The sequence below is a fragment of the Frankia casuarinae genome, from assembly GCF_000013345.1.
Taxonomy (GTDB): Bacteria; Actinomycetota; Actinomycetes; order Frankiales; family Frankiaceae; genus Frankia; species Frankia casuarinae.
Window position 1 is genome coordinate 5191956 of record NC_007777.1, and the last position, 24313, is coordinate 5216268.

Below are 24313 nucleotides of genomic sequence, written 5' to 3' on the forward strand. Positions count from 1 at the left end.
CCGGGTATTCATCGACCGGCCACGTGCCTCCTACCCGGGTCACGCTCCGTCTCACTCTTCCACGCGGCCCCATCCTCCTCCGGGTGGACGGTGAAGATCGACCGCTCATGCTCTAACGTCCGGGACGTGCTGTTGTCCGACCGGGACATCCGGACCGAGATCGCCACGGGCCGGATCCGTCTCGACCCCCACGACCCTGGCCTCATCCAGCCGTCCAGCATCGATCTACGGCTGGACCGCTGGTTCCGGGTCTTCGCCAACCACCGGTACAGCCACATTGATCCCTCTCTTGAGCAGGAGGATCTCACCGAGCTCATCGCCCCGGAGGGCGACGAGCCGTTCGTCCTGCATCCGGGCGAGTTCGTCCTCGGCTCGACGCTGGAGATCGTCACCCTGCCCGACGATCTCGCCGGCCGGCTGGAAGGGAAGTCGAGTCTCGGCCGGCTCGGGCTGCTCACGCACTCGACGGCGGGCTTCATCGACCCCGGCTTCTCCGGGCACGTCACGCTGGAACTGTCGAACGTGGCGACGCTGCCGATCAAACTCTGGCCCGGCATGAAGATCGGCCAGCTCTGCCTGTTCCGGCTGTCCTCGCCGGCCGAGCACTCGTACGGCTCGACCATCTACGGTTCGCGCTACCAGGGTCAGCGCGGCCCGACCCCGTCGAGGGCCTACCGGGACTTCACCCGCGCACCGGTCCCGAACGGGGAGATCCCCCCAGGCTGACTTCCTTGTCTTTCAGCTTCCTCGCCTTTCCAGAGGGTTTTATGTCCGATTTATCCCTCTGGAAAGGCAGGGACGCAATTTAGCCGACAGGCTCGGCGGACGCCTCGGTCGGAGCCGCTGGCGCCGACGGCGCCAGCGAACGGGCCAGGAGCTGGGAGACGTCGAGTACCTCGACACCGTCCTTCGCCTCGCCGCTCAGCTTCTTCTCGGTGACGGCATCGGTGAGCATCACGATGCAGAACGGGCAGGCGGTGGACACGACGTCCGGGTCGAGGCCGAGGGCCTCCTCCATCCGGTCCACGTTGACCCGCTTACCGATCTTCTCCTCCATCCACATCCGCGCGCCGCCGGCACCGCAGCAGAAGCCGCGGTCCTTGCAGCGGTGCATCTCCTGGCCCCGGATGCCCGGAATCGCCGCCAGGATCTCCCGCGGCGGGGTGTAGACCTTGTTGTGCCGCCCGAGGAAGCAGGGGTCGTGGTAGGTGACCGACGACTCCACCCGGGTCACCGGTACCAGCTTGCGCTCCTCGACCAGTTTGCCGAGCAGCTGGGTGTGGTGGACGACCTCGTACTGACCGCCGAGGGCCGAGTATTCCCGGGCGAGGCTGTTGAAGCAGTGCGGGCAGGTGGCAACGATCTTCTTGACGCCCGTGGCGTTCAGCAGCTCGATGTTCGCCTTGGCCATCTCCTGGTACAGGTACTCGTTGCCGAGCCGGCGCGCCGGGTCCCCGGTGCAGGACTCGTTCGTACCGAGGATCGCGAACTCGACCCCGGCAGTGTGCAGGAGCTCCGCGAAGGCCCGCGCGACCTTTTTGGCGCGGTCCTCGATCGCCCCGGCGCAGCCGACCCAGTACAGGTACTCGACGTCGTCGGGGATCTGCTCACCGTCGCCGAGGACACGCACCTCGAAGGGCAGGCCCTCGGTCCACTCGGTGCGGGTCCGCGGCGAGACGCCCCACGGGTTGCCGTTGTTCTCAAGGTTGCGCAGCATGACGCCGGCCTCGGACGGGAACGCCGACTCGATCATCACCTGGTAGCGACGCATGTCGACGATGTGGTCGACATGCTCGATGTCCACCGGACACTGTTCGACGCACGCGCCGCAGTTGGTGCACGACCACAGGACGTCGGGATCGATGACCCCGCCCTCCTCCTCGGTGCCGACCAGCGGCCGGTCGACCTGCGGCTGACCGGGCTGCGGCACCCGGCCGAAGCCGGACTCGGGCACGTGGTGCACGGTGTGGGAGGCGGAGGCGTCCTCGGCGATCCCGGTGACCGCCTTCGGCGCCTCCTCACCCTCCGCCGCGCCTTCGGTGGACAGCAGGTAGGGCGCCTTGGCGAAGAGGTGGTCACGCAGATCCATGATCAACAACTTCGGCGACAGCGGCTTGCCTGTGTTCCACGCCGGGCACTGGCTCTGGCACCGCCCGCACTCGGTGCAGGTGGCGAAGTCGAGCATGGCCTTCCAGGAGAAGTCCTCGACCTTGCCGACGCCGACGACCGGCTCGTCCTCCTCCATCAGCTTCTCGATGTCGGGAGTGGTGGCCAGCGGGCCGAGGGCCACCGGCTGGCGCTTGAGCACGACGTTGATCGGGGCCAGGCCGATGTGCAGGTGCTTCGAGTAGACCACCAGCACCGAGAAGCCCATGATCACCGCGATGTTGAGCAGCAGGAAGGCCGTCTCGATGCCCTCGTTCACATCGTGGGAGAGACCGGAGAAGATGCGGCTCACAGCGTAGGACGCGAAGGCCCACTTCGTCTGGCCCTGCGGGAGGTTGCCGGTGTTGTACTGGGCACCACGGTAGAGCAGCAGCGTCACGATAACGGCGGTGATCAGGCCGAGGATGACCCAGGCCGGCCCGGTGTGCGAGCCGTAGAATCGCGACTTGCGCTCCAGCCGCGCCGGGGCGTTCTTCAACCGGATGATCGTGAAGGCGACCAGGCCGGCGAGGACCGCCACGGCGAAGAAGTCCTCGAGGAAGCCGATGGCCGCCCAGTGCCCGAATCCCGGGATGTGGAAGTCGTCGTCGAACAGGCCGCCGTAGGCCTCGATGACGGTCAGCAGCAGGATCGTGAAGCCCCAGAAGGTGAAGAAGTGGGCCGCCCCGGGCACCGACCACTTCAGCAGCTTGCGCTGCCCCCCGACCTCGCTGATCTCCGTCCAGACGCGGGTCGGCAGGTCGTCGAGCCGGCCCTCGGCCGGCTGGCCGGACCCGATCAGCCGGAACAGCCAGAAAACCCGACGCCCGGCAACCGCGAGAGCAATCAGCGTGATCGCTCCACCGATCGCAATTCTCACAGCATCCTCCATCTGGCACCCACTATCGCGGGCGAGCCTGCTCGTACCGACCAGCAACGTATGGGACGAGTGGCTCACGCCACCCGGACAAGTGGCCCGCGCCACCGTATGGGCGGGTCCGGTCCCAACCTCCCGGCCAACCCGTCTGTCCGGGTCCCCACCCCGGACGTAGGGGCACTATGAGGCCGACAGCGAACCCGCTCACCGTCGACCCTGCCACGACGTGGTCCGAGCGGCCCGATATAGGGGGTCCGAAGGCCCGATCGTCCGCGCGAGGTGCACGGGACTGCTACGTTCAGCGGCAGATGCCCAACCGACACGCAACGCCTCGCACCGTCACGACTACCACGGCGCCCCGGATCCCGCCATCCCGGAACGTCGCTCCCCCGCCGGGAGCCTCCCGGGCCGACGAGGTCAACCCTTGTGCCGGCAGGTGCTTCGACGCACCATAAGGACAGCCTTCGCCCACGGTGACCGGGCGATCGTGTGTCCCGCGGTGCTCGCCACCTTCACGTTGTGCCTGGGCCCGGTGCCAGCGCTGCCGCGACGACGCCCGGCGTGCTCCGGCGGACGGGCCCTACCGACGTTGACGACCCCGCGAACGACAACTCCGCGAACGACAACTCCGCGAACGACGACCCTGCGAACATGGTGGGCACGATGGCGACGATCACCCGGCCGACGATGACCCGAGTCGGCCGCCCTGGACACTCCCTGCAGACGGAGTACCTCCGGGCCAGGGAAAACCAGGCACTCGTGCGGCGGGACAAGCTGAGCCGCGAGGTACCCCGCACCGCGGTGCGCTCGGCCCTGGTAGGACTCGCTCTCGCCCTCGTCATCGGCTTCGGCCTAGGGCTGCCCACGGTCGCGGTCGTCGTGTTCCTGCTGGTCTTCATCGCCTGGCCGGCCGGGATCGTGATCGCCTCGTTCGGGACCGCCCCCGACGTCGAGTCGCTGCGCGAGGGGGCCGAGGCGGAGCGCAGGACCGCGCGCGCCATCGCCCGGCTGCGCCGCCAAGGGTACGTCATCCTGCACGACCGGGCCGTCCCCTACTCCGAGGCGACCATCGGTCACCTCCTGGTCGGGCCCGGCGGGGTGATGGTGCTCAGCAGCGACAACAACAAGGGCACCGTGCGGTACAAGAAGGGTGGGGCGACCTGTGACGGAGAGTCACTCAAACCCCCGATCGACCGCACCGCCTGGTTGGGTGGCGAGGTCCGCAACCAGATCCGCGCGGCACTGCCGATGCTTAAGATCCCGATAAGTCCGATCCTGGTGATGGTCGAGGCCAACGTCCTGTGGAGCGACGGCGCCCTCGACGGAGTGACGATCATCAGCATCAAGGACGTCGTCAACTACATCCGGCGCAAGCCCGGCCGACTCAACCCCGGTGAGGTCCAGCAGATCGTCGCCGCCACGGAACGGCTGTTTCCGGCCTACTCGGCCAACCGCCTCGCCGAACAGATCACCGTCGGTCGGGACCAGTGGCTGACCCTGATGGATGCGCTGCGCACGATCCGTGAGCGCGACGGGGACGCTTCCGAGATGCTCGACCGGCTCGCCCAGATCGAGTCCGACCTGGGCCGGCAGGCCGACCTCATCAACCGGACCGGAATGCCACTCGCGGTTCCCGGCCGGGCGGGCGCCGGCGAGGCCACGAGCGGCGGGCCGGACGGTCCGTCGGCTGCCGGCATGGGGCCGGTTCCCCGGCTCGGATCACGCGCGGGCGGACGGCCACGCCCGGGGGCCCGCCGCGGGCGCATCCTGGCCGCCGTCCGACCGCCCCGGGAGACGACGGACCCCGACGCCGGCCAGGCGCCCGGCGACGGTGCCGCGGGTGGCGACGATGCCGCGGGTGGCTCGGCCCCGCAGCCACCCGCCGGAAGCTGACGCTCTCCCGTTCCACCTCCCATTCCACGCCCTGCCGGCTCCTCCCGCCGGCTCCCCTTCCGGTCCCGCCCGGCGACGCTGGCGGGAATTTCCCGGCCACACATAAAGTTGAGCGTGTCAGGCTCACCTCTGTCGGGCTATGATGGGAGCCGTCATCATGAGTCAGAGCGACTCAATACACCGACCTGACTTAACGTTGGCGGAACCGAGGCTTCCCGGAGTGATCCTCAAGCCTCGGTTCACCGACAGGTTCCATCCCCACGAGGTCGGTGCGCCCGTCTGATCGGCGCCACCGACATGATCGAAAGGCACACAGACATGGCACGAGCGGTCGGTATCGACCTCGGCACCACGAACTCCGTCGTGAGCGTGCTCGAGGGCGGCGAACCCACGGTGATCGCCAACGCCGAGGGCTCCCGGACGACCCCGTCGGTCGTGGCTTTCGCGAAGAACGGCGAGGTCCTGGTCGGCGAGGTCGCCAAGCGTCAGGCGGTGACGAACGTCGAGCGCACCATCCGGTCGGTCAAACGCCACATGGGCACCGACTGGAAGATGAAGGTCGACGCGAAGGATCTCACGCCCCAGGAGATCAGCGCGTTCATCCTGCAGAAGCTGAAGCGGGACGCCGAGTCCTACCTCGGTGAGACGGTTACGGACGCGGTCATCACCGTCCCGGCGTACTTCGACGACGCCCAGCGTCAGGCCACCACCGAGGCGGGCACGATCGCCGGGCTCAACGTCCTGCGGATTGTCAACGAGCCGACCGCCGCGGCCCTCGCCTACGGGTTGGACAAGGGCGAGAAGGAGCAGACCATCCTGGTCTTCGACCTCGGTGGCGGCACCTTCGACGTCTCCCTGCTGGAGATCGGCGACGGTGTCGTCGAGGTGAAGTCCACCTCCGGTGACACCCACCTCGGTGGTGACGACTGGGATCAGCGCATCACCGACCACCTGATCAAGACCTTCAACGGCCAGCACGGGGTCGACCTCGGCAAGGACAAGATGGCCCTGCAGCGGCTGCGGGAGGCCGCCGAGAAGGCGAAGATCGAGCTTTCGCAGTCCACCCAGACCGCGATCAACCTGCCCTACATCACCGCGTCGGCCGAGGGTCCCCTGCACCTCGACGTCTCGCTGTCGCGCGCCGAGTTCCAGCGGATGACCTCCGACCTCATCGACCGCTGCAGGCACCCCTTCCAGCAGGCGGTGAAGGACGCGGGGATCAAGGTCAGCGACATTGACCACGTCGTCCTCGTCGGTGGTTCCACCCGGATGCCCGCCGTCGTCGAGCTGGTCCGCGAGCTGACCGGGGGCAAGGAGCCGAACAAGGGCGTCAACCCGGACGAGGTCGTCGCCGTCGGCGCCTCGCTGCAGGCCGGCGTGCTCAAGGGCGAAGTCAAGGACGTCCTGCTCCTCGACGTCACCCCGCTCTCGCTCGGCATCGAGACGAAGGGGGGGATCATGACCAAGCTCATCGAGCGCAACACCACGATCCCCACCAAGCGCTCGGAGATCTTCACCACCGCCGAGGACAGCCAGCCCTCCGTGCAGATCCAGGTCTTCCAGGGCGAGCGCGAGATGGCCGCCTACAACAAGAAGCTCGGCATGTTCGAGCTGACCGGCCTGCCGCCCGCCCCGCGGGGCATGCCCCAGATCGAGGTCACCTTCGACATCGACGCGAACGGCATCGTGCACGTGTCCGCGAAGGACCTGGGCACCGGCAAGGAGCAGTCGATGACCATCACCGGCGGCTCGGCGCTGCCGAAGGACGACATCGACCGCATGGTCCGCGACGCCGAGCAGTACGCCGAGGAGGACCGCAGGCGCCGGGAGGAGGCCGAGACCCGCAACAAGGCCGAGACGCTCGTCTACTCGACCGAGCGGTTCCTCGCCGAGAACGGCGAAAAGATCGACGCCGCGGTGAAGAGCGACGTGGAGGAGAAGCTCGGCACGCTGCGGGGCGCCGTCGCCGGCACCGACACGGCGGCGATCCGCGAGGCGGCCGACGCGCTGGCCGCGGCGAGCCAGGCGATGGGCCAGGCCATGTACGCGCAGGCCGCCCAGGAGGGCGCGGGTGCCTCCGGCGGCGCCGGAGCAGCCGACGACGACGTGGTCGACGCGGAGATCGTGGATGAGGAGGACAAGAAGTGACCTCAGGCCAGGCCGCGGACTGGTGGGGTTCGTCTCGGCCCGACGGCCGGGACGAGGCCGAAGAGCCCCCGGTGGTGGTGCGGGACCGGCGCCGGATCGATCCGGAGAGCGGCGAGGTCCGGCCGGAGGCGGCCGCGCCTCCCGGCCCGACGGCCACGGAGGTTCCACCCGCCGGAGTCCCGGCGGGTGAGGGTGACGGTGAGCTCGTGGCGTCGCTGCGCCAGCAGGTCACCGAGCGGACCGCGGACCTGCAGCGCCTGAAGGCCGAGTTCGACAACTACCGTCGGCGGGTCGAGCGAGACCGTCAGCAGATCGGCGAGCAGGCGACGGCGAAACTGCTGGCGAGTCTGCTGTCGACCCTCGACGACATCGGCCGGGCTCGTGACCACGGCGATCTGGAAGGCCCGTTCAAGGCGATCGCGGAGGCCCTGGAGGCGGCCCTGGAGGCGACCGGGCTGGAGCGCTACGGGGCGAAGGGCGACGAGTTCGACCCGTCGGTCCACGAGGCCCTGATGCACTCCTACCGGTCGGACGTGAGCGGGCCGACCTGCGTGGACGTCTTCCGGGCGGGTTACCTGCACGCGGGCAAGGTGTTGCGGCCCGCGCAGGTGTCGGTCGCGGAACCGTCGGGCGAGGTGGACGAGATCGTCGATCAGCCGGTCGAGGCGGAGGTCGTCGCCGGGGCCGGCGAGGTGCCGGGGAGCGGCCCGGGCCAGGCAGGCGGACCGCCGGATCGGCCGACATCGGTCCCCGATGACACGGGCAGTGTGCCCGGCCCGGACAACGGCGGGCCCACTGTCAGCGCCGGCTGAAAAGGGGAGCCAGGTCCGTCCGGCCGTCCGCGAGCCGGGGTCTGACGGACACGGCGGGCCACCGCCTCGCGCGGACGACATCATGAGGGAAGGAGGGGCGCCGTGAGTGTTCGCGACATGGTCGAGAAGGACTATTACGCCGCTCTCGGCGTTCCAAAGGACGCCTCGGCGACCGACATCAAGAAGGCGTACCGCGGGCTGGCCCGTGAGCTGCACCCCGACAAGAACCCGGGGGACGCCAAGGCCGAGGCGCGCTTCAAGGAGGTCTCCGAGGCCTACGACGTTCTCTCGGACGAGGGCCGTCGACGGGAGTACGACGAGGCCCGCGCGCTGTTCGCGGCCGGCGGTCGTCCCGGCGGCGGCTTCGGCGGGCCTGGCCGAGCCGGGGGTTACGGCGGGTTCGGCGCGCCCGGCACGGGCTACGGCAGCGGGCCGAACCTCAACCTCGACGACCTTCTCGGGGGGGCGAACGGCGGCCTCGGCGGCATCTTCGACAACCTGTTCCAGCGGTCGTCACCCGGACGCGGTCCGCGTCGGGGTGCCGACATCGAGGCCGAGGTCACGATCCCCTTCGAGAAGTCGCTGACCGGCCTGGAGGCGTCGGTCCGGCTTCCCGGGGCCGCGACCTGTACCACCTGCACCGGCAGCGGGGCGCGTCCCGGCACGACGCCGCGCACCTGCCCGACCTGCCGTGGGCTAGGTGTGGTCTCCCGCTCCCAGGGTGGCTTCGCGCTCTCCGAGCCCTGCCGCGACTGCCTGGGCAAGGGCACCCTGATCGACCATCCCTGCCCGGACTGCCGGGGCACCGGCCGGCGTGAGCGTGAGCAGCGCATCCGCATCCCAGCCGGGGTGAGCGACGGACAGCGGCTGCGGGTCCGGGGGCGTGGTATACCCGGCGAACGGGGCGGACCGGCCGGCGACCTCGAGGTGACGGTGCACGTGCTGCGCCATCCGGTGTTCGAGCGGGAGGGGAGCAACCTGGCGATTACTCTCCCCGTGACGATCACCGAGGCCGCGCTCGGCGCATCGATACGGGTGCCGACCCTGGACGGTGCTCCGCTCACGATGAAGGTGCCGGCGGGGACCTCCAGCGGTCGACGCCTGCGGGCCCGCGGGCGGGGTGTCCCCACAGCCGGAGGCGGGAACGGGGACCTCATCGTCACCCTCGAGGTGACGGTACCGAAGCCGAGTGATCTCTCGCCACGGGCACGTACGGCGTTGCTGGAGTTCGCCCAGGCCCATCCCGAGGACCCACGGGCGCCGTTGATGGAACGGATGGAGGCAGGCGGATGACCGGGCGGCCGAACCGCACATCCGACCCGCCGCCCGCCCGGCGTGGGCGAGCGACGGGAACAGGGCGAACAATGGGGGCAGGGCGAACAGGGGAACGGCAGCTCCAGCGGGGGCCGGCGGCGTCCCCCACCGAGGTTCGGCCGGACACCGAGGTTCGACCGGAGGGCTACTACCCCGCCGGCCCGCTGCCGGGTCCGGCCCACGACGAGGACGCACCGGTCTACGTCATCTCGATCGCCGCGCAGCTCGCCGGGATGCATCCCCAGACCCTGCGGTCCTACGACCGGCTCGGGCTGGTCACGCCTGGGCGCACGGCCGGGCGGGGGCGTCGTTACTCCGCCCGGGATGTGGCGTTGCTGCGCGAGGTGCAGCGACTGTCCCAGGAGGAAGGCGTCAACCTGGAGGGGGTCAAGCAGATCCTCCGGTTGAGCGCCCAGGTGATGGCGCTGCAGGCGCAGGTGCGTCAGCTCACCGAGGAGCTCGCCCGGTCCCGCGCCGACGCGGACCGCGCGGTGGCCGAGGCGCATGCCAGTCACCGGCGTGACCTCGTCCCGGTGGATCGCGGCGCGCTCGTGGTCTGGCGGCCGCTGCCCCGCCGCTGACCGGCCGGGGCGGAGCCGGCGAACGGATGCGGGAGGTTCATCGCGGCGCGCCCGCAGGGTTGAGTGGGAACGACTCAGGTATGCTGAGCGTTGAAAAAGCGACGGTGCACGCCATCCGACCATCTGGGATCCGCCATGAACGCTGAACGCCTCACCGCCCGGTCGCAGGAGGCACTCTCCGCAGCGATCAGTCGAGCCACCGCCGACGGGTCACCCCTCGTCGACCCCCTCCACCTGCTCAACGCCCTGCTCGAAGCGTCCGACGGGGTCGGCGCGGCACTGCTGGCGTCCGCGGGCACCTCGGTCGACACGGTGCGCTCCCGAGCCGAGGCCGCGGTGACGCGGCTGCCCCGCGCGACGGGCCTGAGCGTGTCCCCGCCGCAGCTGTCCCGCCAGCTCATCGCGGTGCTGAACAACGCCGAGCGGCAGGCCGGTCAGCTGGGTGACGAATACACTTCGGTCGAGCATCTGGTCGTGGCACTCGCCGAGGAGGGGGGCGAGGCCGGGCGGATCCTCACCTCCGCCGGCGCCACGCCCGACGCGCTGCGCGGCGCCTTCGAGAAGGTGCGCGGCGGCGCCCGGCGGGTGACCAGCCGGGACCCGGAGGGCTCCTACCGCGCGTTGGAGAAGTACTCCATCGACCTCACCGAGCGTGCGCAGCAGGGCAAGCTGGACCCGGTGATCGGCCGCGACGCCGAGATCCGCCGCGTCATCCAGGTGCTGTCGCGGCGGACGAAGAACAACCCGGTCCTCATCGGCGAGCCCGGGGTCGGCAAGACGGCCATCGTCGAAGGGCTCGCGCTGCGGGTCGTCGCGGGTGACGTGCCCGAGTCGCTGCGCGGCCGGCGCATCGTCTCGCTCGACCTCGGTTCGATGGTTGCCGGCTCCAAGCTGCGCGGCGAGTTCGAGGAGCGGCTGACCTCTGTCCTCAACGAGATCCGCGAGGCCGAGGGTCAGATCATCACCTTCATCGACGAGCTGCACACCGTCGTCGGCGCCGGTGCGGCGGAAGGAGCGATGGACGCCGGCAACATGCTCAAGCCGATGCTCGCCCGCGGCGAGCTGCGCATGATCGGCGCCACCACCCTGGAGGAGTACCGCACCCGGATCGAGAAGGACCCGGCGCTGGAGCGTCGCTTCCAGCCGGTCCTCGTCGGCGAGCCGACGGTCGAGGACACCATCGGCATCCTGCGCGGGCTCAAGGAACGCTACGAGGTGCACCACGGCGTGCGCATCACCGACACCGCGCTGGTCGCCGCGGCCACCCTGTCCGACCGCTACGTCACCGCGCGCTTCCTGCCGGACAAGGCGATCGACCTGGTCGACGAGGCCGCGTCCCGGCTCCGCATGGAGATCGACAGCCGGCCGGTGGCGATCGACGAACTCGAACGCGCCGTGCGCCGCCTGGAGATCGAGGACATGGCGCTGTCCAAGGAGAACGACGAGGCCTCCCGCGAGCGGCGGGGGCGCCTGCAGCGCGAGCTCGCCGACCGGCGTGAGGAGCTGTCGAGCCTGACGGCCCGCTGGCACCGGGAGAAGGATTCGATCTCCGAGGTTCAGAAGATCAAGGAGGAGCTGGAGAACGCGCGGCGCGCCGTGGAGCTCGCCGAGCGCGACCTCGACCTCGCCAAGGCCGGGGAGCTGCGGTACGGCACCATCCCGACGTTGGAGAAGCGGCTGTCGGCGGCAACCGACGCGCTGGCCGGCGCGGACTCCCCCGGTGGGGCGATGCTCAACGAGGAGGTCGGCCCGGACGACGTCGCCGAGGTCGTCGCCGCCTGGACCGGGATCCCGGCCGGTCGCCTCCTCGAAGGCGAGACGGCGAAGCTGCTGCGTATGGAGTCCGCGCTGCACGCGCGGGTCATCGGCCAGGACGACGCGGTGCGGGCCGTCTCCGACGCGGTCCGCCGGGCCAGGGCCGGGATCGCCGACCCGGACCGGCCGACCGGCTCCTTCCTCTTCCTCGGGCCCACCGGGGTCGGGAAGACCGAGCTCGCGAAGGCGCTCGCCGATTTCCTCTTCGACGACGAGCGGGCGATCGTGCGCATCGACATGAGCGAGTATGCCGAGAAGCACTCGGTGGCCCGTCTGATCGGCGCCCCACCCGGGTACGTCGGGTTCGAGTCCGGCGGTCAGCTCACCGAGGCGATCCGCCGCCGGCCATACAGTGTCATCCTGTTGGACGAGGTCGAGAAGGCCCATCCGGACGTCTTTGACGTCCTGCTGCAGGTTCTCGACGACGGGCGGCTCACCGACGGCCAGGGCCGCACGGTGGACTTCCGCAACACGATCCTCATCCTGACCTCGAACCTCGGGTCGCAGTTCATCGCGGACCCCACGCTCAGCCCGCAGGTGCGCCGCGAGTCGGTGATGGTCGCCGTGCGCGACGCCTTCAAGCCGGAGTTCCTCAACCGCCTCGACGACGTCCTCGTCTTCGACCAGCTGGGCCGGGACGAGCTGACCCGCATCGTCGATCTCCAGCTCGATCGGCTGCGGGCCCGGCTGCTCGACCGGAGGATCACCCTCAACGTCACCGACGCCGCCAAGGGATGGCTCTCCGACGTCGGCTACGACCCGGTGTTCGGGGCCCGTCCGCTGCGGCGGCTGGTCCAGACGGCGATCGGCGACCAGCTCGCCAAGGAACTGCTCGGCGGGCAGATCCGGGACGGCGACGAGGTGCTCGTCAACACCGCGCCGGACCGCTCGGGTCTGACGGTCAAGGCCGCCACCGTCAAGTCCCTCTGACGGGCCTCCCGGCGAATCGCCGCAGACCGGGCGAGGACCATCGTGGGGACGGCACGCCGTCGGTTCCTCGACCGATTCGGGCCGGACGTAGCGGATGTGCGACTTATCGTTGCGGAATGCACGACGCTCTTCTGCCGGATCCCGCGCAGTGGCGGGTCCTGCCACCGGGCCTACGGCGGCTTCGACGGGCGCTCCTGATCGTGGGAGCCGTCCCGGTGGTGGCGCTCACCCTGCTGATCACGGCGGCGTTCGGCGGCTGGCCCTGGATACTGATCACGGTGGCGCCAATCCTCGTGACGGGCTGGCTCTGGCGCTCGATCGGCCTCCGCTGGCAGGCCTGGCGCTATGCCGAGCGGGAGGACGATCTCCTGATCAGCCGCGGGGTGCTGACGCGTCGCCTGATCGTGGTGCCGTATGGCCGGATGCAGCTCGTCGACGTCACCGCCGGACCACTGGCGCGCCGCTTCGGCATCGCCAAGGTGCAGCTGCACACCGCGGCCGCGGACAGCGATGCCATCATCCCCGGCCTGGCCCCGGACGAGGCCGCGCGGCTGCGTGACGCGCTCACCGAACGCGGTGAAGCCCGGTCGGCCGGGCTGTGACGATCGAGCGGGGGTCCACCACCGGCGAAGCGCCGGCTCGGGCGACACGCCCCGGCCAGGACGGGTTTCACCGGCTGCATCCGCTCACCCCGTTCCTGCGCGGCTGGGTAATCGTCGTGGCGTTCATGGCGACGGTCGGCAGAAACCTCGCCGACGACGTCACCCCCCGCATCATCGGGCTCACCCTGATCTTCCTGATTCCCGCCGCCGGCACCTACGGATACTGCGCCTGGCGATTCACCCGCTACCGGGTCGAACGCGACAATCTTCGGCTCGATACCGGGCTCTTGGTCCGACGGACCCGCCATGTCCGGCTGGATCGGTTACAGTCGGTGGACATCGCTCAACCACTTCTCGCCCGGGTCACGGGGCTCGCCATCCTCCGGATCGATCTCGCCGGTAGGGAACGCTCCGAACTGGACACCGACTCCGGGTCCGACCTGCGGTACCTGTCGGTGGGTCACGCCCAGCGGCTGCGGGCCGAGCTGCTGGCCACCGCCGCGGGACTCGCGCCGGACGTGGGCGAGGCACCGCAGCGCCCACTCGCCGAGGTGCCGCCACGGCGGTTGGTGGCCGCGATCGCGCTGTCCCCCGCGCCGTGGGTGGCGTTGTTCGGCGTGGCCGCGATCGCCACGCCCGCCCTGCTGACCGGTACCCTCACCGGCGCCCTCGGCGCCGTTCCGATGCTCGGCAGCCTCTGGCACACGACGTTTCGCCGGTTCGCGGCCGGCTACCCCTACACCGTCTCCGAGTCACCCGACGGGCTGCGCATCAACAGCGGTCTGCTCAACCGCACCCACGCCACGGTCCCGCCGGGACGGGTCCAGGCGATCAGCATCGGCGAACCGGCGCTGTGGCGCTGGTCGGGCTGGGTGACGCTCCGGATGAACGTGGCCGGCGGCGGGCCCTCCGTGCTGCTACCGGTGGCTCGCCGGGCGGATGCGCTGGCCCTGATCGGCCGGCTACTGCCCGGAGTGGATGTCGCGGCGGTGGCGATGACCCGGCCGCCACGCCGGGCCGCCTGGCTCGCCCCGCTCCACTGGCGGCGGCTGTCCTGCGGAGCGGACGACACGGTCTTCGTCGTACGCCGGGGAATCGTCCGGCGGCACACCGATCTCATCCCCCACGGTAAGGTGCAGAGCATCCGGATCGTGCAGAATCCGCTGGCCAGACTGCTACGGTTGGCCGACATGCACCTCGATACCACCGGCGGCCCGGTGACGGTGCGGGCCGGCCTGCGCGACGCCGACGAGGCGGTCTCGCTCGCCGCCGCACAGGCCGAACGATCCCGGATCGGTCGGCGCCACGCCGTACGGACCGCTGGATGAGCCGGGGCGCCGGGTAAACGGAGCCCCCGCCCTCAGCCGAACGTGGGGAACTCCGGCCCGAAGAGGGAACCCCACAGATTCACGGCCTCCTCGTGATCGCCGGCCTGTTCCGCGTCCACCGCCTTCGCCGAGTAGATCCGGGCGAGCCGGACACTCTCGGCCAACGCCTCGATGTCCTCGGCGCGTAGATACGACGACAGGTCCCCGCCGACGTCGGCCGGGTCGGCCACGGTGAGGCCGACATCGTCCAGATGCCGGAAGACCTCGGCGAGCCCCTGCCGGGTGTTGAGCCCGCGGCCGGCGAGGACCTGCCCGGCGAGCGCCTCGATGTGGAAGGAGCGCAGGTGGCTGCCGCGCACCCGGTTCCACGCCTTGAGCAGGCGGACCGCCGAGATCACCCGGGGGCCGAGGTCCGCCGTCCAGCTCGTGTGCCGCTCCGGCCGGGTCGGCAGCCAGCCACCGACCCGATCGGGTATGACGTACCCGGCACGCGGATGATCGAAGGCCGGCACCAGATGGACGTCCGGAGGGGCGTCGTAGACGATGCGCAGCGCCTGGCCGCGGCTACCGATCGTCTGGATTCGATCTCCGCCGATGGCGTTGCGCACGCAGAGCAGCAGGTCGCGGGAGTCCCAGCGGAAACGCTTCCAGGCGCTGTTGGCCGCCGAGAAGACCGCGAAGATGTCCACCTCGTCGAGCGGACGGATCATGGTGTCCCGACCCGCCGAGCCGATCGTGGCGACCCCGACCAGCGGCAGCGCGCAACGAGGCGGGAAGATCGCGCGCAGCGCCCGCTCCGCCTCGTCGCGGCGAGCCGCGACGACGGCACGGTCCTCGGCACCGAGACGGATCAGGTCGTCGAGTTTCGCGAAGGCACGCGCCGTGGTGCCGACCAGCAGCGGGCCCGTCAACGGACCCGTCAACGGACCGGTTGTCGGGTTGATCGGCGACGTCGAGCCGGCCGCGGCAGGCTCGGCGCGGGGGCCTCCCTCGGAGGGGAACAGAGCGTTGAGCGTCCCCGGCGCCGACTCCTTCGGCCGACGCCAGTCCGGCGGAATGATCAGATGATCGTACGTGACCTCGCTCGGCCGGACTCCGGCCGGTGTTCCCCGAGGGGTATCCACACTCATGGTGCTGACCTCCCAGGCGCAGGTGGCGCCGGACCGTTCGGGCTCCCCTCCCCGGGCACGCGACGGCCCTCCCACGGACCCCCACGGACGCCCCGCCCAGCTTCGGCCCGTCGGCCATTGGTCGCGACATCGCCTTACATGGTGCCCCAGGGCATCACAGTCTGAACAGGGGGCTGTCTGCGCGGCGTGTTCACCACTCTCCTCGTGACGGCGAAAAAATGAGCCGGGAGCTGTCACCCAGCCGACAACACAGCATGGTAACGGTACCGTCACAATGACCTTCCGCCACACCGCGAAAGGCGGCTGGACATGGGTTTTGCCCGTTCGGGCCGGATGACGGCCGAATCCGGACGGTACCGGAACGGTCGGCGGTGACTCGCGACGTCAGGCCCAGGCGAAGCCCGACGCCCGATAACGTTGCGTGACAAACCTCAATGGTCAACTTGGCGGCGGACGCAGCCAGATCCGCCACCAATCGGCGACCAACACACTCGTTGGCACGAACGAGGTCGCCTGCGCGAGACGCTTCCCCACGCTGTCCCCGCGCCGGATCCGCGTCTCCACCAGAGCGCCGCGGTATTCGAACCATCCCGCGACCGCGCGGATCGCCTCGGTGGCGTAGCCGCTGCGCCGGCAGCCGAGCGCGATCGACACCCCGACCACCACCCGCCGGCCGTGGGTCTCCGCCGCGAGCAGGCCCACCGCCGCCGATCCTGGCTGGCGACCCGGCTGGCGACCCGGCTGGCGACGCAGCACCCAGGTCAGGACCATGTGGCCGGCGCTCGCCCGACGGCGTAGTTCGCGCCGCAGCGCCCCCGCCGGATCGTCGGGATCGGGCGCCCCCGCGGCAGGATCGGTCCCGACGATTCCGCCGAAGGGGCCGGATCCGTCACCGGAGGCGCCACGCGTGCCTGATCGCGGGGGGATGACCGTGAACGCCAGCGAGGGCGCGAGCTCCTCGGCGACGTATCCCGCGTTCCAAATGGTGAGCGGGAGTGCGAGTAGTCGGGAGGTGGTGAGTGTAGGGCCCTCACCCACGACGGGACGGCTCCCGGACCCCGAGCAGACCCCGTTCCCGGAGCCAGGACTCGGTGCGGTTCATGCCCTCGGGCAGCCGCACGACCGGCGACCATCCCGTCCGGGCCCGGATCTTCTCGATGGAGAGGCCCGCGTCGCGGGTCAGGGCGCGCACGGTGAGCGGACCGAGGTCCACCCGGGCGCGGGGATCGACTCCGGCCACCAGACGGGCACCTACACCGCGGATCAGGCCCGGTCCCCGCCGCGACGTCGCCGAGTTCACCGGAACGGCCGGGGCCGCCGGGGCCGCCGAGCCCGCTGGCCGCACCGAGGTCGTCGAGACCGCCGGGACCGGGTGGGTGGGGAGGGGTGGCGTCTCGGCCGCGGAATCGTCCACACCTCGCCTTCGGTAACCCTCCGCGAACGAACAGACACGATCAATCGCGTCGACCGCTCCGAAGACCCTGGCCGGTACGGAGCGGGGCGCCGCGATCGCGAGCATCTGACAGTAAAAGGTGAAGAAGTCGGCGGCAGACACCGACTCCCCCCCGGTCACGTGCAGCACCTCACCGGCGACCGCCGACCGGTCCGCACCGGCGACGGTGGTCACCGCCGTGACCACGTCGTCGACATGCACGGGGCTGAGCACACCCCAGCCGCCGTCGACGAGGACGAACCGCCCGGCCCGCATCAGCAGCACCGGCCAGAGGGTCCAGCGACCGGCCCGGGGACCGTAGGCATCCCCGATCCGTAGGACGGTCGCGCCGAGTCCGTGCGCAGCGGCCGACCCGACCGCCTGTTCCGCGGCGGCCATGGCGTCGGCGCGGACGTCGCCGGTCAGTCCGATCGGCGTGGTCTCGTCCAATGATCGGCCGACGGCTCGCGCGGGCCTGCGGTCCCCGGTCCCGCCGGGGACCGGGCCACTCGTCCGGGCAAGCACGTCCACGCAGGAGAGATGGACGAAGCGGTCGACCCCGGCCCGACCCGCGGCGTCGAGCAACGCCGCCGTGGCGCCGAGGGTCACCCGCCGGATCTCGGCGTCGGACACCCGTACCGGCGCTCCGGCTCGGCCGGGACGCACCGGGGTCAGTTCCGCGACGCCACCGGTCCCGATGGCGGCGGCATGGATCACCAGCTCCGTGCCGTAAAAGGCCTTCTCCCACTCACCGGGACGGCTGACGTCGGCCTGCATGACACCCGGCGCGCGCCGGATGTCGATGGCGACAACGTCGTCACCGCGCCGCCGCAGCGCGTGGGCCAGCGCTCCGCCGAGGAAGCCGGCCGCGCCGGTGACCACCGCCCGAACCAAGGTCGCTCCTCCTGCCAGGATCACCCTCGCCGACGGCGCTGCCGCGCGGCCCGCCGGCCCGTCCACCGGCTGGGTCCGCGGGTTTTACCACGCTTGCTGCCGTGCTCGCTGCCGTGCTCGCTGCCGTCGGCGACGACCCGACCCTACGGGATCGACTACTGATCAGGACCGGGACATCCCCGCGAGTCGGGAGGATCGAGGTCGGGTGCACCTCCCGGGATGCCACGGGCCGGTCGCGCCCGGCAGGTGGGCCGGCCCTCACGGCGTCCCGAAGTCCTGGGTCCAGTAGGTGCCGTACCTGCCGCCCGTCGCGTAGCCCACGCCGATCCGGGTCAGCGAGCAGGTGAGGATGTTCGATCGGTGCTCCGGGCTGTTCATCCATCCGCGCATCACCTCGGCCACGGTGCGCTGACCGGCGGCGATGTTCTCGGCGGCGATGGAGAAGGAGAAGCCGGCGGCGGCGATCCGGTCGAAGGGCGAGCGACCGTCCGGGCTGCCGTGGCCGAAATAGCCGACCGTGGCCATGTCGACGCTGTGTGCCTGGGCCGCGGCGGCCAACCGCAAGTCGACGATCAACGGAGGACAACCGGCCGCCCGGCGCTCGAAGTTGGTCGAGGTCGCGACCTGACCGACCAGGCTCATCCAGGAGGCCGGCAGGTACGGCGGGTGGGGGGATGCGACGGCCGGGGCCGACGCGGACGGAGCAGTCACCGGCGCGGCCAGGGCCAGAGCCGCCGCCCGCGCGGCGGCCAGCTGATCCGGACCGGCCAGGCGAGCGGTGGGCGGAGGCTCGGCCCCGGGTCCGGTCGGCGCACCCCGATCCGCGATCCGACCCGCGATCGACGTGGGGGGGACCCCGGCCGCCACCCCGACCACGCCCCGATCCGGCTGCGTGCCGGCGCGGCCGGCCAGGCGGTCACCGTCACGCGGTGCCGAATGACCACCCGCGAGCAGCACGACCGTCAGAACCGCGGTCAAGGCCCCTGCCGCGCTGCAGAGGACGGGGCCGGCGCGACGCCGTCCCGCATGGTGCCGCCCGTGCTGTCGAAGCATCGAATCCTTCGGTGGTCGGACCCCCGACCGCGTACCTGGATCGATCAAGGTTAGCCGGCCATAGCCAGAAATTGCCATAGGAAAGGGAATTGATCGTCCAATGTGATCTGGTCGTAACGTCGTGGAGACTACCGGTCCACGGATCTCCCGGCATGATCCGGCGCCGCGGGGCACTGACGGACAACATCCCTGCGCTCCTCGCCCGCCCCCTCGGCGCTCCTCGCCCGACGCGGACTACCGCGGCCCCTGGTCGGGGAGCCGGCCCGATCGCCGGCGCAGCAGCTCGCCGGCGATCCCGGCGATGACGGAGATGACGATCACTACGAGCGCGATCCACACCGCCGCGTCCCGCAGCCCAGGAATGGCGGCCGCCGTATAGCCCAGAAGGATCAATCCGGTCCCCCAGACGAGCGCCCCGAGCACGACCGCGATCAGAAAGCGGGACCATGACATCGCCACGGTCCCGGCGAGTACCGGCGCGAACGTCCTCGCCCACGGCACGAAGCGGGCCGCGACCAGGGTGATCGGCCCGAACCGCCGGTAGAATTCCTCCGTACGGGCCAGCACCGTGGCGTGCCTGCGTTCCAGGTACGGCCGGCCGAGACGATGCCCGGTGTAGTAGCCCGCCGCCGCCCCGACGGTGGCTGCCGCCGCGACCCCGATCGAGAGGACCGCGACGGACACGTTCGACGCCGCGTCCGCCGCCATCAGCCCGGCCGCGAAGAGAATGGTGTCACCCGGAAGCCAGAACCCGATCAGGATCCCGCTCTCGACGAAGATGACCGCGAAGAGGACGACGTACAGCGTCATCCCGGACAGGCTGCCGACGTCCACTCGACCAGTGTGCCGGCCCCTGGTCGGCACCCGCCGACCAAGTCGGCGGGGACCACATCGCGCGGATCCGCACCGCGCCGGCGACGTCAGCCGCATCCGACCCCGGGACGGGGCAAGGCGTCATACCCTTCGCCCATCAGGAGTCCACGGCGGGCTTCGGCCCGATCCGGCTGCCCTGCACCGCGGGTGCATGGCTGATCGGCGCCCCTACAGGTTCGTAAGGAGCCCCACCGATGCCCATCGCCACGCCAGACGTATATGCCGAGATGCTCGACCGGGCGAAGGCCCAGTCCTTCGCCTACCCCGCGATCAACGTGACCTCGTCGCAGTCCCTGAACGCCGCGCTGCGGGGCTTCACCGAAGCCGGCAGTGACGGCATCGTGCAGGTGTCCACCGGCGGTGCCGAGTACCTGTCCGGCTCGACGGTGAAGAACATGGTCCTCGGCGCGGAGGCACTGGCCGAGTTCGCCCACCACGTCGCGAAGGCGTATCCGGTCAACATCGCCCTGCACACCGACCACTGCCCGGCCGACAAGCTTGACACCTACATCCGCCCCTTGATCGCGATCTCGAAGAATCGGGTGGCCCAGGGACGCGAGCCGCTCTTCCAGTCGCACATGTGGGACGGCTCGGCGGTCCCCCTCGAGGAGAACCTCAAGATCGCCGAAGAACTACTCGCGGACGCCGCCGCCGCGAAGATCGTTCTCGAGGTCGAGATCGGGGTCGTCGGCGGCGAGGAGGACGGCGTCGTCGGCGCGATCGACGAGAAGCTCTACACGACGCCGGAGGACATGTGGCGGACGGCCGAGGTGCTCGGCACCGGCGCGAAGGGGCGCTACCTGCTCGCCGCCACCTTCGGCAACGTGCACGGTGTGTACAAGCCCGGAAACGTCAAGCTACGCCCGACGATTCTGCACGAAGGACAGGAGTACGTCGCCAGGAAGCTCGGGCTGCCAGCCGGCGCGAAGCCGTTCAACCTCGTCTTTCACGGCGGTAGCGGGTCGGCTCTCACCGAAATCCGCGAGACCCTCGACTACGGGGTGGTCAAGATGAACGTGGACACGGACACCCAGTACGCATTCACCCGCCCCATCGTGGACCACGTGTTCAAAAACTATGACGGCGTTCTCAAGGTGGACGGTGAGGTCGGCGTGAAGAAGGCGTACGACCCGCGTACCTACGGAAAGCTCGCGGAGAGCAGCATGGCGGCCCGCGTCGCCCAGGCGTGTGAGGACCTCCGTTCCGCCGGCACCAGCCTCGGGCGGGCATAGTCGGGCCCAGGAGCGCACGCCGGCTGGCGGGATCGGTTCGTCGGATACCGGCCGCTTGTCCGCCGGCCGGCGGACAAGCGGACAGATAGCCGCCGGCCGCGAACGGGCAACCGAGCAACCGCCGCCGCTCGTCCGAGGACATTCTCCGGACCCCTCGGTCCGACCCTCTCCATCATTTCCGGCGGACGGAACGACCGGCACGCGGCGGACATCCGACCCGCCCCGGTCCGATGCACGACCCGCCGATTTCCCGTACTATGCCGGCCCGCGCGGTCCCCCGGTCGCTCCGACGGCTGGGGGACCACTGTTTAGCGGGCGCGGCATCCCGCTCCTCGCGTAACGCCGCCCCCGCCGGCAACCAGCAGGTTTCGGCCAAATGAGCGGACACGCACCGGACCTTCGGTAACCGTTCACCTACCGCCCCACCCCCAGGGAACCCCTTCGCCCACTGTGGTGATCCGACGGGCGCTTTTCACAGTCGGTGTCCGATTGAATCCGCCGTGTGCAAAAATCACAACGCCGCAAGTTACCGCCCGATTTCCGTTGTTTTTCTCACAAAAACAGGCTTCAATGGACGAAGCGTAGTATCAGGCCGATCACTCGCGTCGATCTCGTAGCAGGGCCGTCACGCCTTTGTCGACATGTCACGCATCTGGCCTGATGTGGGACTCTCCGCTCATCGTCGACCATCGGCAAACAGGGTGATCGGCCGAGCACAAATGCCTCCGCACGCCGTACCGCCAGGTTGATGAGCGGGCGCGCACGCGCGATACCAGGCCGCCAGTTCCTACTCAAGCAGGCGCGCCGAGTGTGCTCTTTTTCACGCACCCTATTCAATGCTTGGCGACTCGCCGGGCGGCGTGGTTATGGTTTTCGCCGTGCCCGGCAACAACGTCGGGCATTCGTCGGGCGGCACGCCGAATCCTGCCCCTGGCCGACGATTTCTCGAACCGGGCGGCAGGAACGGGGGACCCATCTCCGAGTATCGAAAGGATTCGATGCTCTCGGGGTGAAGCCATGTGCGACGACCACCCGGAAAGGTATTTCCGGTGCGGCTTCCGTCTCCAGGGATCCCTGGCACGGCCGGGCAGTTCCCAGCCCGAATCCGACAGCTCACCTCGCAGGCGTGGGGAAGGACCACAAGACATGTCCGACGCACGTATCAGTGGCCGACAATGCCGCGCCGGTACCCGCAGCCGGGCCCGGGCCCTCGTGGTCGCACCAGTACTCGCGGCGGCGGTGGGCGGCACCTTCGCGCTCAGCCAGCCGGCCGATGCGGCCACCACCTGGACGGGCCTGCGGCAGTGCGAGTCCGGCGGTGACTACACGACCAACACCGGCAACGCGTACTACGGCGCTTACCAGTTCTCCGCCAGCACTTGGCACAGCCTCGGCTACGGCGGTCTGCCGCACCAGGCTTCCCCGGCCGTCCAGGACGAGGCCGCGCTCAAGCTCGCCCGACGGTCCGGCTTCGGCCAGTGGCCGGCCTGTGGCCGCGGGATGGGCGCCGACCAGCTCGCGGGCGGCTCGTCGAGCTCCTCGGGCCAGGCCTCGCGCACGACGGAACGCCGCGAGCTGACGGTCAGCCCCATCTCCATGAGCACCCCCGTATTCACCCGTAACCTGACGACCGCACTGGCCAGGCAGGTACGTGACGACGTGCGGGCCTGGCAGGCCCGCGTCAACCATCTGGGCTATCCGATCACGATCGACGGCCGCTACGGACCACGCTCCGCCGCAGTCGCCCGCGCCCTGCAGGCCGCCAAGGGACTCGCCGTCGACGGCATCGTCGGCCCGGCGACCTGGCGGGCCACCTTCCGCTGATCCTCCCCATCAGCCCCATCAGCTCCATCAGCTGATCCATTCGCTCCGCCCCCGTGGCGGAGGGACGACCGCCGCGGGAACCGGACATCCCACCCCGGCGACACCGGTCAGGGGATCTCACCTCGACGACGGGCTGGCCCGACCTGTCTCCGGACGATCTCCGGTTGACGGCCCGTACGGGCCGGCCCGTACAACCCACCACCAGCATCACCAGGACCGCACCCTGACCGGCCTCCGGCAGGGCCGATCTTCGGCAGAGCCGATCTTCGGCAAGGCCGACGAGGAACAGCAGGACCAGCGAGCCACCTGCGGAACCTGTATGGAAGTGGCACGATTCGCGCGATCCTCACTGGTTACTCCGGACCACCCCGGTTTGCGCTCCATGAGCGGTTCTCGCTAGAGTGCCGCTCACTCGCCTCGTCGGCGAGGCCGCCCGGACGGACGCCGAGTCCTGCCCCCGTACGAGCGGCCGGAACGAACATCGACCGCAGCGGGCAGGAGTGGGGGACCCACATTTCGGGCGCCGCAAGCGGCGTCCTTGGGGTAAAGCCGGTGCGTCCCGGCCCATGGTGGAGAGCGGTTCCCACCCGGGGTCGGATCCTCCGGCCGGGCCATCCCAGCCCGCACCCGACAGCTCACCCCGCAGGCGACGGGATTGGACTGACATGCCCTCTGGGCGTCGTGGCGGCAGACATCGAGCACCGCAGGCCCCATCGCCCGCCGGTCGCATCCTGCGCACCACCGGCGCGGTCACGGCCATCGTCGGCAGCGGCCTCGCGGTCACCGCGGCTCCGGCGGGCGCGGCCACCTCCGACGACTTCGCCAAGCTCCGCCAATGCGAGTCCGGCGGCAACTACGCGGTCAACACCGGCAACGGCTTCTCCGGTGCCTACCAGTTCGACGACCAGACCTGGCACGGGCTCGGGTACTCCGGCCGCCCGTACCAGGCATCGCCCGCCACGCAGGACGAGGCGGCCGCGAAGCTCTACAACCAGCGGGGCTGGCAGCCATGGCCGTCCTGCTCGGTCAAGATGGGCCTGACCAACAACGGCCCGGCCAGTGTCCCGGGCGGCTCCGGTGACGTCATCCAGCAGGCCATCACCCCGGTGGAACCCCCCATGACGCTGGACCGGGCCCGCCGGGAGATGGGGGACGGCTCGTTCAGGGGCACGGTCCTCGACGCGTCCCTCAGCGACGACGTTCGCCCGGACGCCTTCGTCTGGCAGGACAGGATGCGTCAGAAGGGCTTCGTACTCACCGTCGACGGCAAGTTCGGACCGCAGTCGCAGGGCATCGCCGCGCTGTACTCGTACCTCACCCGGGTGAGCGACGGTCAACCCGGGGTCGTCGGCCAGAATCTGTGGAACGTCAGCGTCAGGGCCTGACCGACCGGTCACCGTGCGCGCAGGGCAAGCGCGTCCGGGGTGACC

18 protein-coding genes and 2 riboswitches are annotated in these 24313 nt (G+C 70.3%); of the genes, 12 read left to right on the forward strand and 6 right to left on the reverse strand.

Annotation, left to right across the window (positions count from 1 at the left end; all coding sequences use genetic code 11):
• The first annotated feature begins 126 nt into the window (after window positions 1-126).
• Window positions 127-726: a dCTP deaminase gene (dcd, locus tag FRANCCI3_RS22010; protein WP_011438703.1), complete on the forward strand. Its 600-nt coding sequence runs from the start codon at window positions 127-129 to the stop codon at window positions 724-726.
• Window positions 727-805: 79 nt separating this feature from the next.
• Here dcd and FRANCCI3_RS22015 read toward each other — a convergent pair whose 3' ends face one another.
• Complete coding sequence (locus FRANCCI3_RS22015; protein WP_023840678.1) at window positions 806-3025, reverse strand: (Fe-S)-binding protein; 2220 nt, start codon at window positions 3023-3025, stop codon at window positions 806-808.
• Window positions 3026-3685: 660 nt separating this feature from the next.
• Here FRANCCI3_RS22015 and FRANCCI3_RS22020 point away from each other — a divergent pair.
• The 8 genes from FRANCCI3_RS22020 (at window position 3686) to FRANCCI3_RS22055 (ending at window position 14445) form a co-directional block, all read left to right on the forward strand.
• Window positions 3686-4915 (forward strand): nuclease-related domain-containing protein, encoded by a 1230-nt coding sequence (locus FRANCCI3_RS22020; RefSeq protein WP_035729369.1) that lies wholly within the window; start codon window positions 3686-3688, stop codon window positions 4913-4915.
• A gap of 318 nt (window positions 4916-5233) precedes the next feature.
• Window positions 5234-7063 carry a molecular chaperone DnaK gene (gene dnaK / locus FRANCCI3_RS22025; RefSeq protein ID WP_023840676.1) on the forward strand — a complete coding sequence of 610 codons (1830 nt, stop codon included), beginning with the start codon at window positions 5234-5236 and terminating at the stop codon, window positions 7061-7063.
• A complete protein-coding gene (grpE, locus tag FRANCCI3_RS22030; RefSeq protein ID WP_011438707.1) occupies window positions 7060-7875 on the forward strand; it encodes a nucleotide exchange factor GrpE in 816 nt (271 codons plus the stop codon). The genes dnaK and grpE overlap by 4 nt, the downstream gene beginning before the upstream one ends.
• 102 nt (window positions 7876-7977) lie before the next feature.
• Window positions 7978-9168 carry a molecular chaperone DnaJ gene (gene dnaJ, locus FRANCCI3_RS22035; protein WP_011438708.1) on the forward strand — a complete coding sequence of 397 codons (1191 nt, stop codon included), beginning with the start codon at window positions 7978-7980 and terminating at the stop codon, window positions 9166-9168.
• Window positions 9165-9770 carry a heat shock protein transcriptional repressor HspR gene (locus FRANCCI3_RS22040; protein WP_011438709.1) on the forward strand — a complete coding sequence of 202 codons (606 nt, stop codon included), beginning with the start codon at window positions 9165-9167 and terminating at the stop codon, window positions 9768-9770. The genes dnaJ and FRANCCI3_RS22040 overlap by 4 nt, the downstream gene beginning before the upstream one ends.
• A 135-nt stretch (window positions 9771-9905) precedes the next feature.
• Window positions 9906-12515 (forward strand): ATP-dependent chaperone ClpB, encoded by a 2610-nt coding sequence (clpB, locus tag FRANCCI3_RS22045; RefSeq protein WP_011438710.1) that lies wholly within the window; start codon window positions 9906-9908, stop codon window positions 12513-12515.
• Window positions 12516-12631: 116 nt separating this feature from the next.
• Window positions 12632-13117 carry a PH domain-containing protein gene (locus tag FRANCCI3_RS22050; protein WP_011438711.1) on the forward strand — a complete coding sequence of 162 codons (486 nt, stop codon included), beginning with the start codon at window positions 12632-12634 and terminating at the stop codon, window positions 13115-13117.
• Window positions 13114-14445, forward strand: a complete 1332-nt coding sequence (locus FRANCCI3_RS22055) for a PH domain-containing protein (protein ID WP_011438712.1) — start codon at window positions 13114-13116, stop codon at window positions 14443-14445. Before FRANCCI3_RS22050 ends, FRANCCI3_RS22055 begins: the two co-directional genes overlap by 4 nt.
• 32 nt (window positions 14446-14477) lie before the next feature.
• On the opposite strand, the gene FRANCCI3_RS22060 is transcribed toward FRANCCI3_RS22055, so the two are convergent.
• The 5 genes from FRANCCI3_RS22060 to FRANCCI3_RS22080 form a co-directional block, all read right to left on the reverse strand.
• Complete coding sequence (locus FRANCCI3_RS22060) at window positions 14478-15575, reverse strand: nucleotidyltransferase domain-containing protein (RefSeq protein ID WP_011438713.1); 1098 nt, start codon at window positions 15573-15575, stop codon at window positions 14478-14480.
• Between the two features lie 438 nt (window positions 15576-16013).
• Window positions 16014-16613, reverse strand: a complete 600-nt coding sequence (locus FRANCCI3_RS22065) for a hypothetical protein (RefSeq protein ID WP_011438714.1) — start codon at window positions 16611-16613, stop codon at window positions 16014-16016.
• Window positions 16606-17901 (reverse strand): NAD-dependent epimerase/dehydratase family protein, encoded by a 1296-nt coding sequence (locus FRANCCI3_RS22070; RefSeq protein WP_011438715.1) that lies wholly within the window; start codon window positions 17899-17901, stop codon window positions 16606-16608. The genes FRANCCI3_RS22065 and FRANCCI3_RS22070 overlap by 8 nt, the downstream gene beginning before the upstream one ends.
• Before the next feature lie 258 nt (window positions 17902-18159).
• Window positions 18160-18879, reverse strand: a complete 720-nt coding sequence (locus tag FRANCCI3_RS23730; protein ID WP_049761024.1) for a CAP domain-containing protein — start codon at window positions 18877-18879, stop codon at window positions 18160-18162.
• A 309-nt stretch (window positions 18880-19188) separates the two neighbouring features.
• Complete coding sequence (locus FRANCCI3_RS22080) at window positions 19189-19788, reverse strand: DedA family protein (RefSeq protein WP_023840672.1); 600 nt, start codon at window positions 19786-19788, stop codon at window positions 19189-19191.
• Between the two features lie 233 nt (window positions 19789-20021).
• Between FRANCCI3_RS22080 and fbaA the strand changes: the two genes are divergently transcribed.
• The 3 genes from fbaA to FRANCCI3_RS22095 all read left to right on the forward strand — a co-directional run bounded on the left by fbaA (window position 20022) and on the right by FRANCCI3_RS22095 (window position 24268).
• On the forward strand, window positions 20022-21059 hold the full coding sequence (fbaA, locus tag FRANCCI3_RS22085) for a class II fructose-bisphosphate aldolase (RefSeq protein WP_011438718.1): 1038 nt from the start codon (window positions 20022-20024) through the stop codon (window positions 21057-21059).
• 905 nt (window positions 21060-21964) lie between these two features.
• Window positions 21965-22199, forward strand: a riboswitch (cyclic di-AMP (ydaO/yuaA leader).
• 6 nt (window positions 22200-22205) lie between these two features.
• Window positions 22206-22883: a transglycosylase family protein gene (locus FRANCCI3_RS22090; protein ID WP_011438719.1), complete on the forward strand. Its 678-nt coding sequence runs from the start codon at window positions 22206-22208 to the stop codon at window positions 22881-22883.
• 473 nt (window positions 22884-23356) lie between these two features.
• A riboswitch (cyclic di-AMP (ydaO/yuaA leader) is annotated at window positions 23357-23546 on the forward strand.
• A 2-nt stretch (window positions 23547-23548) separates the two neighbouring features.
• Window positions 23549-24268: a transglycosylase family protein gene (locus tag FRANCCI3_RS22095; protein ID WP_011438720.1), complete on the forward strand. Its 720-nt coding sequence runs from the start codon at window positions 23549-23551 to the stop codon at window positions 24266-24268.
• The last annotated feature ends 45 nt before the right edge of the window (window positions 24269-24313 follow it).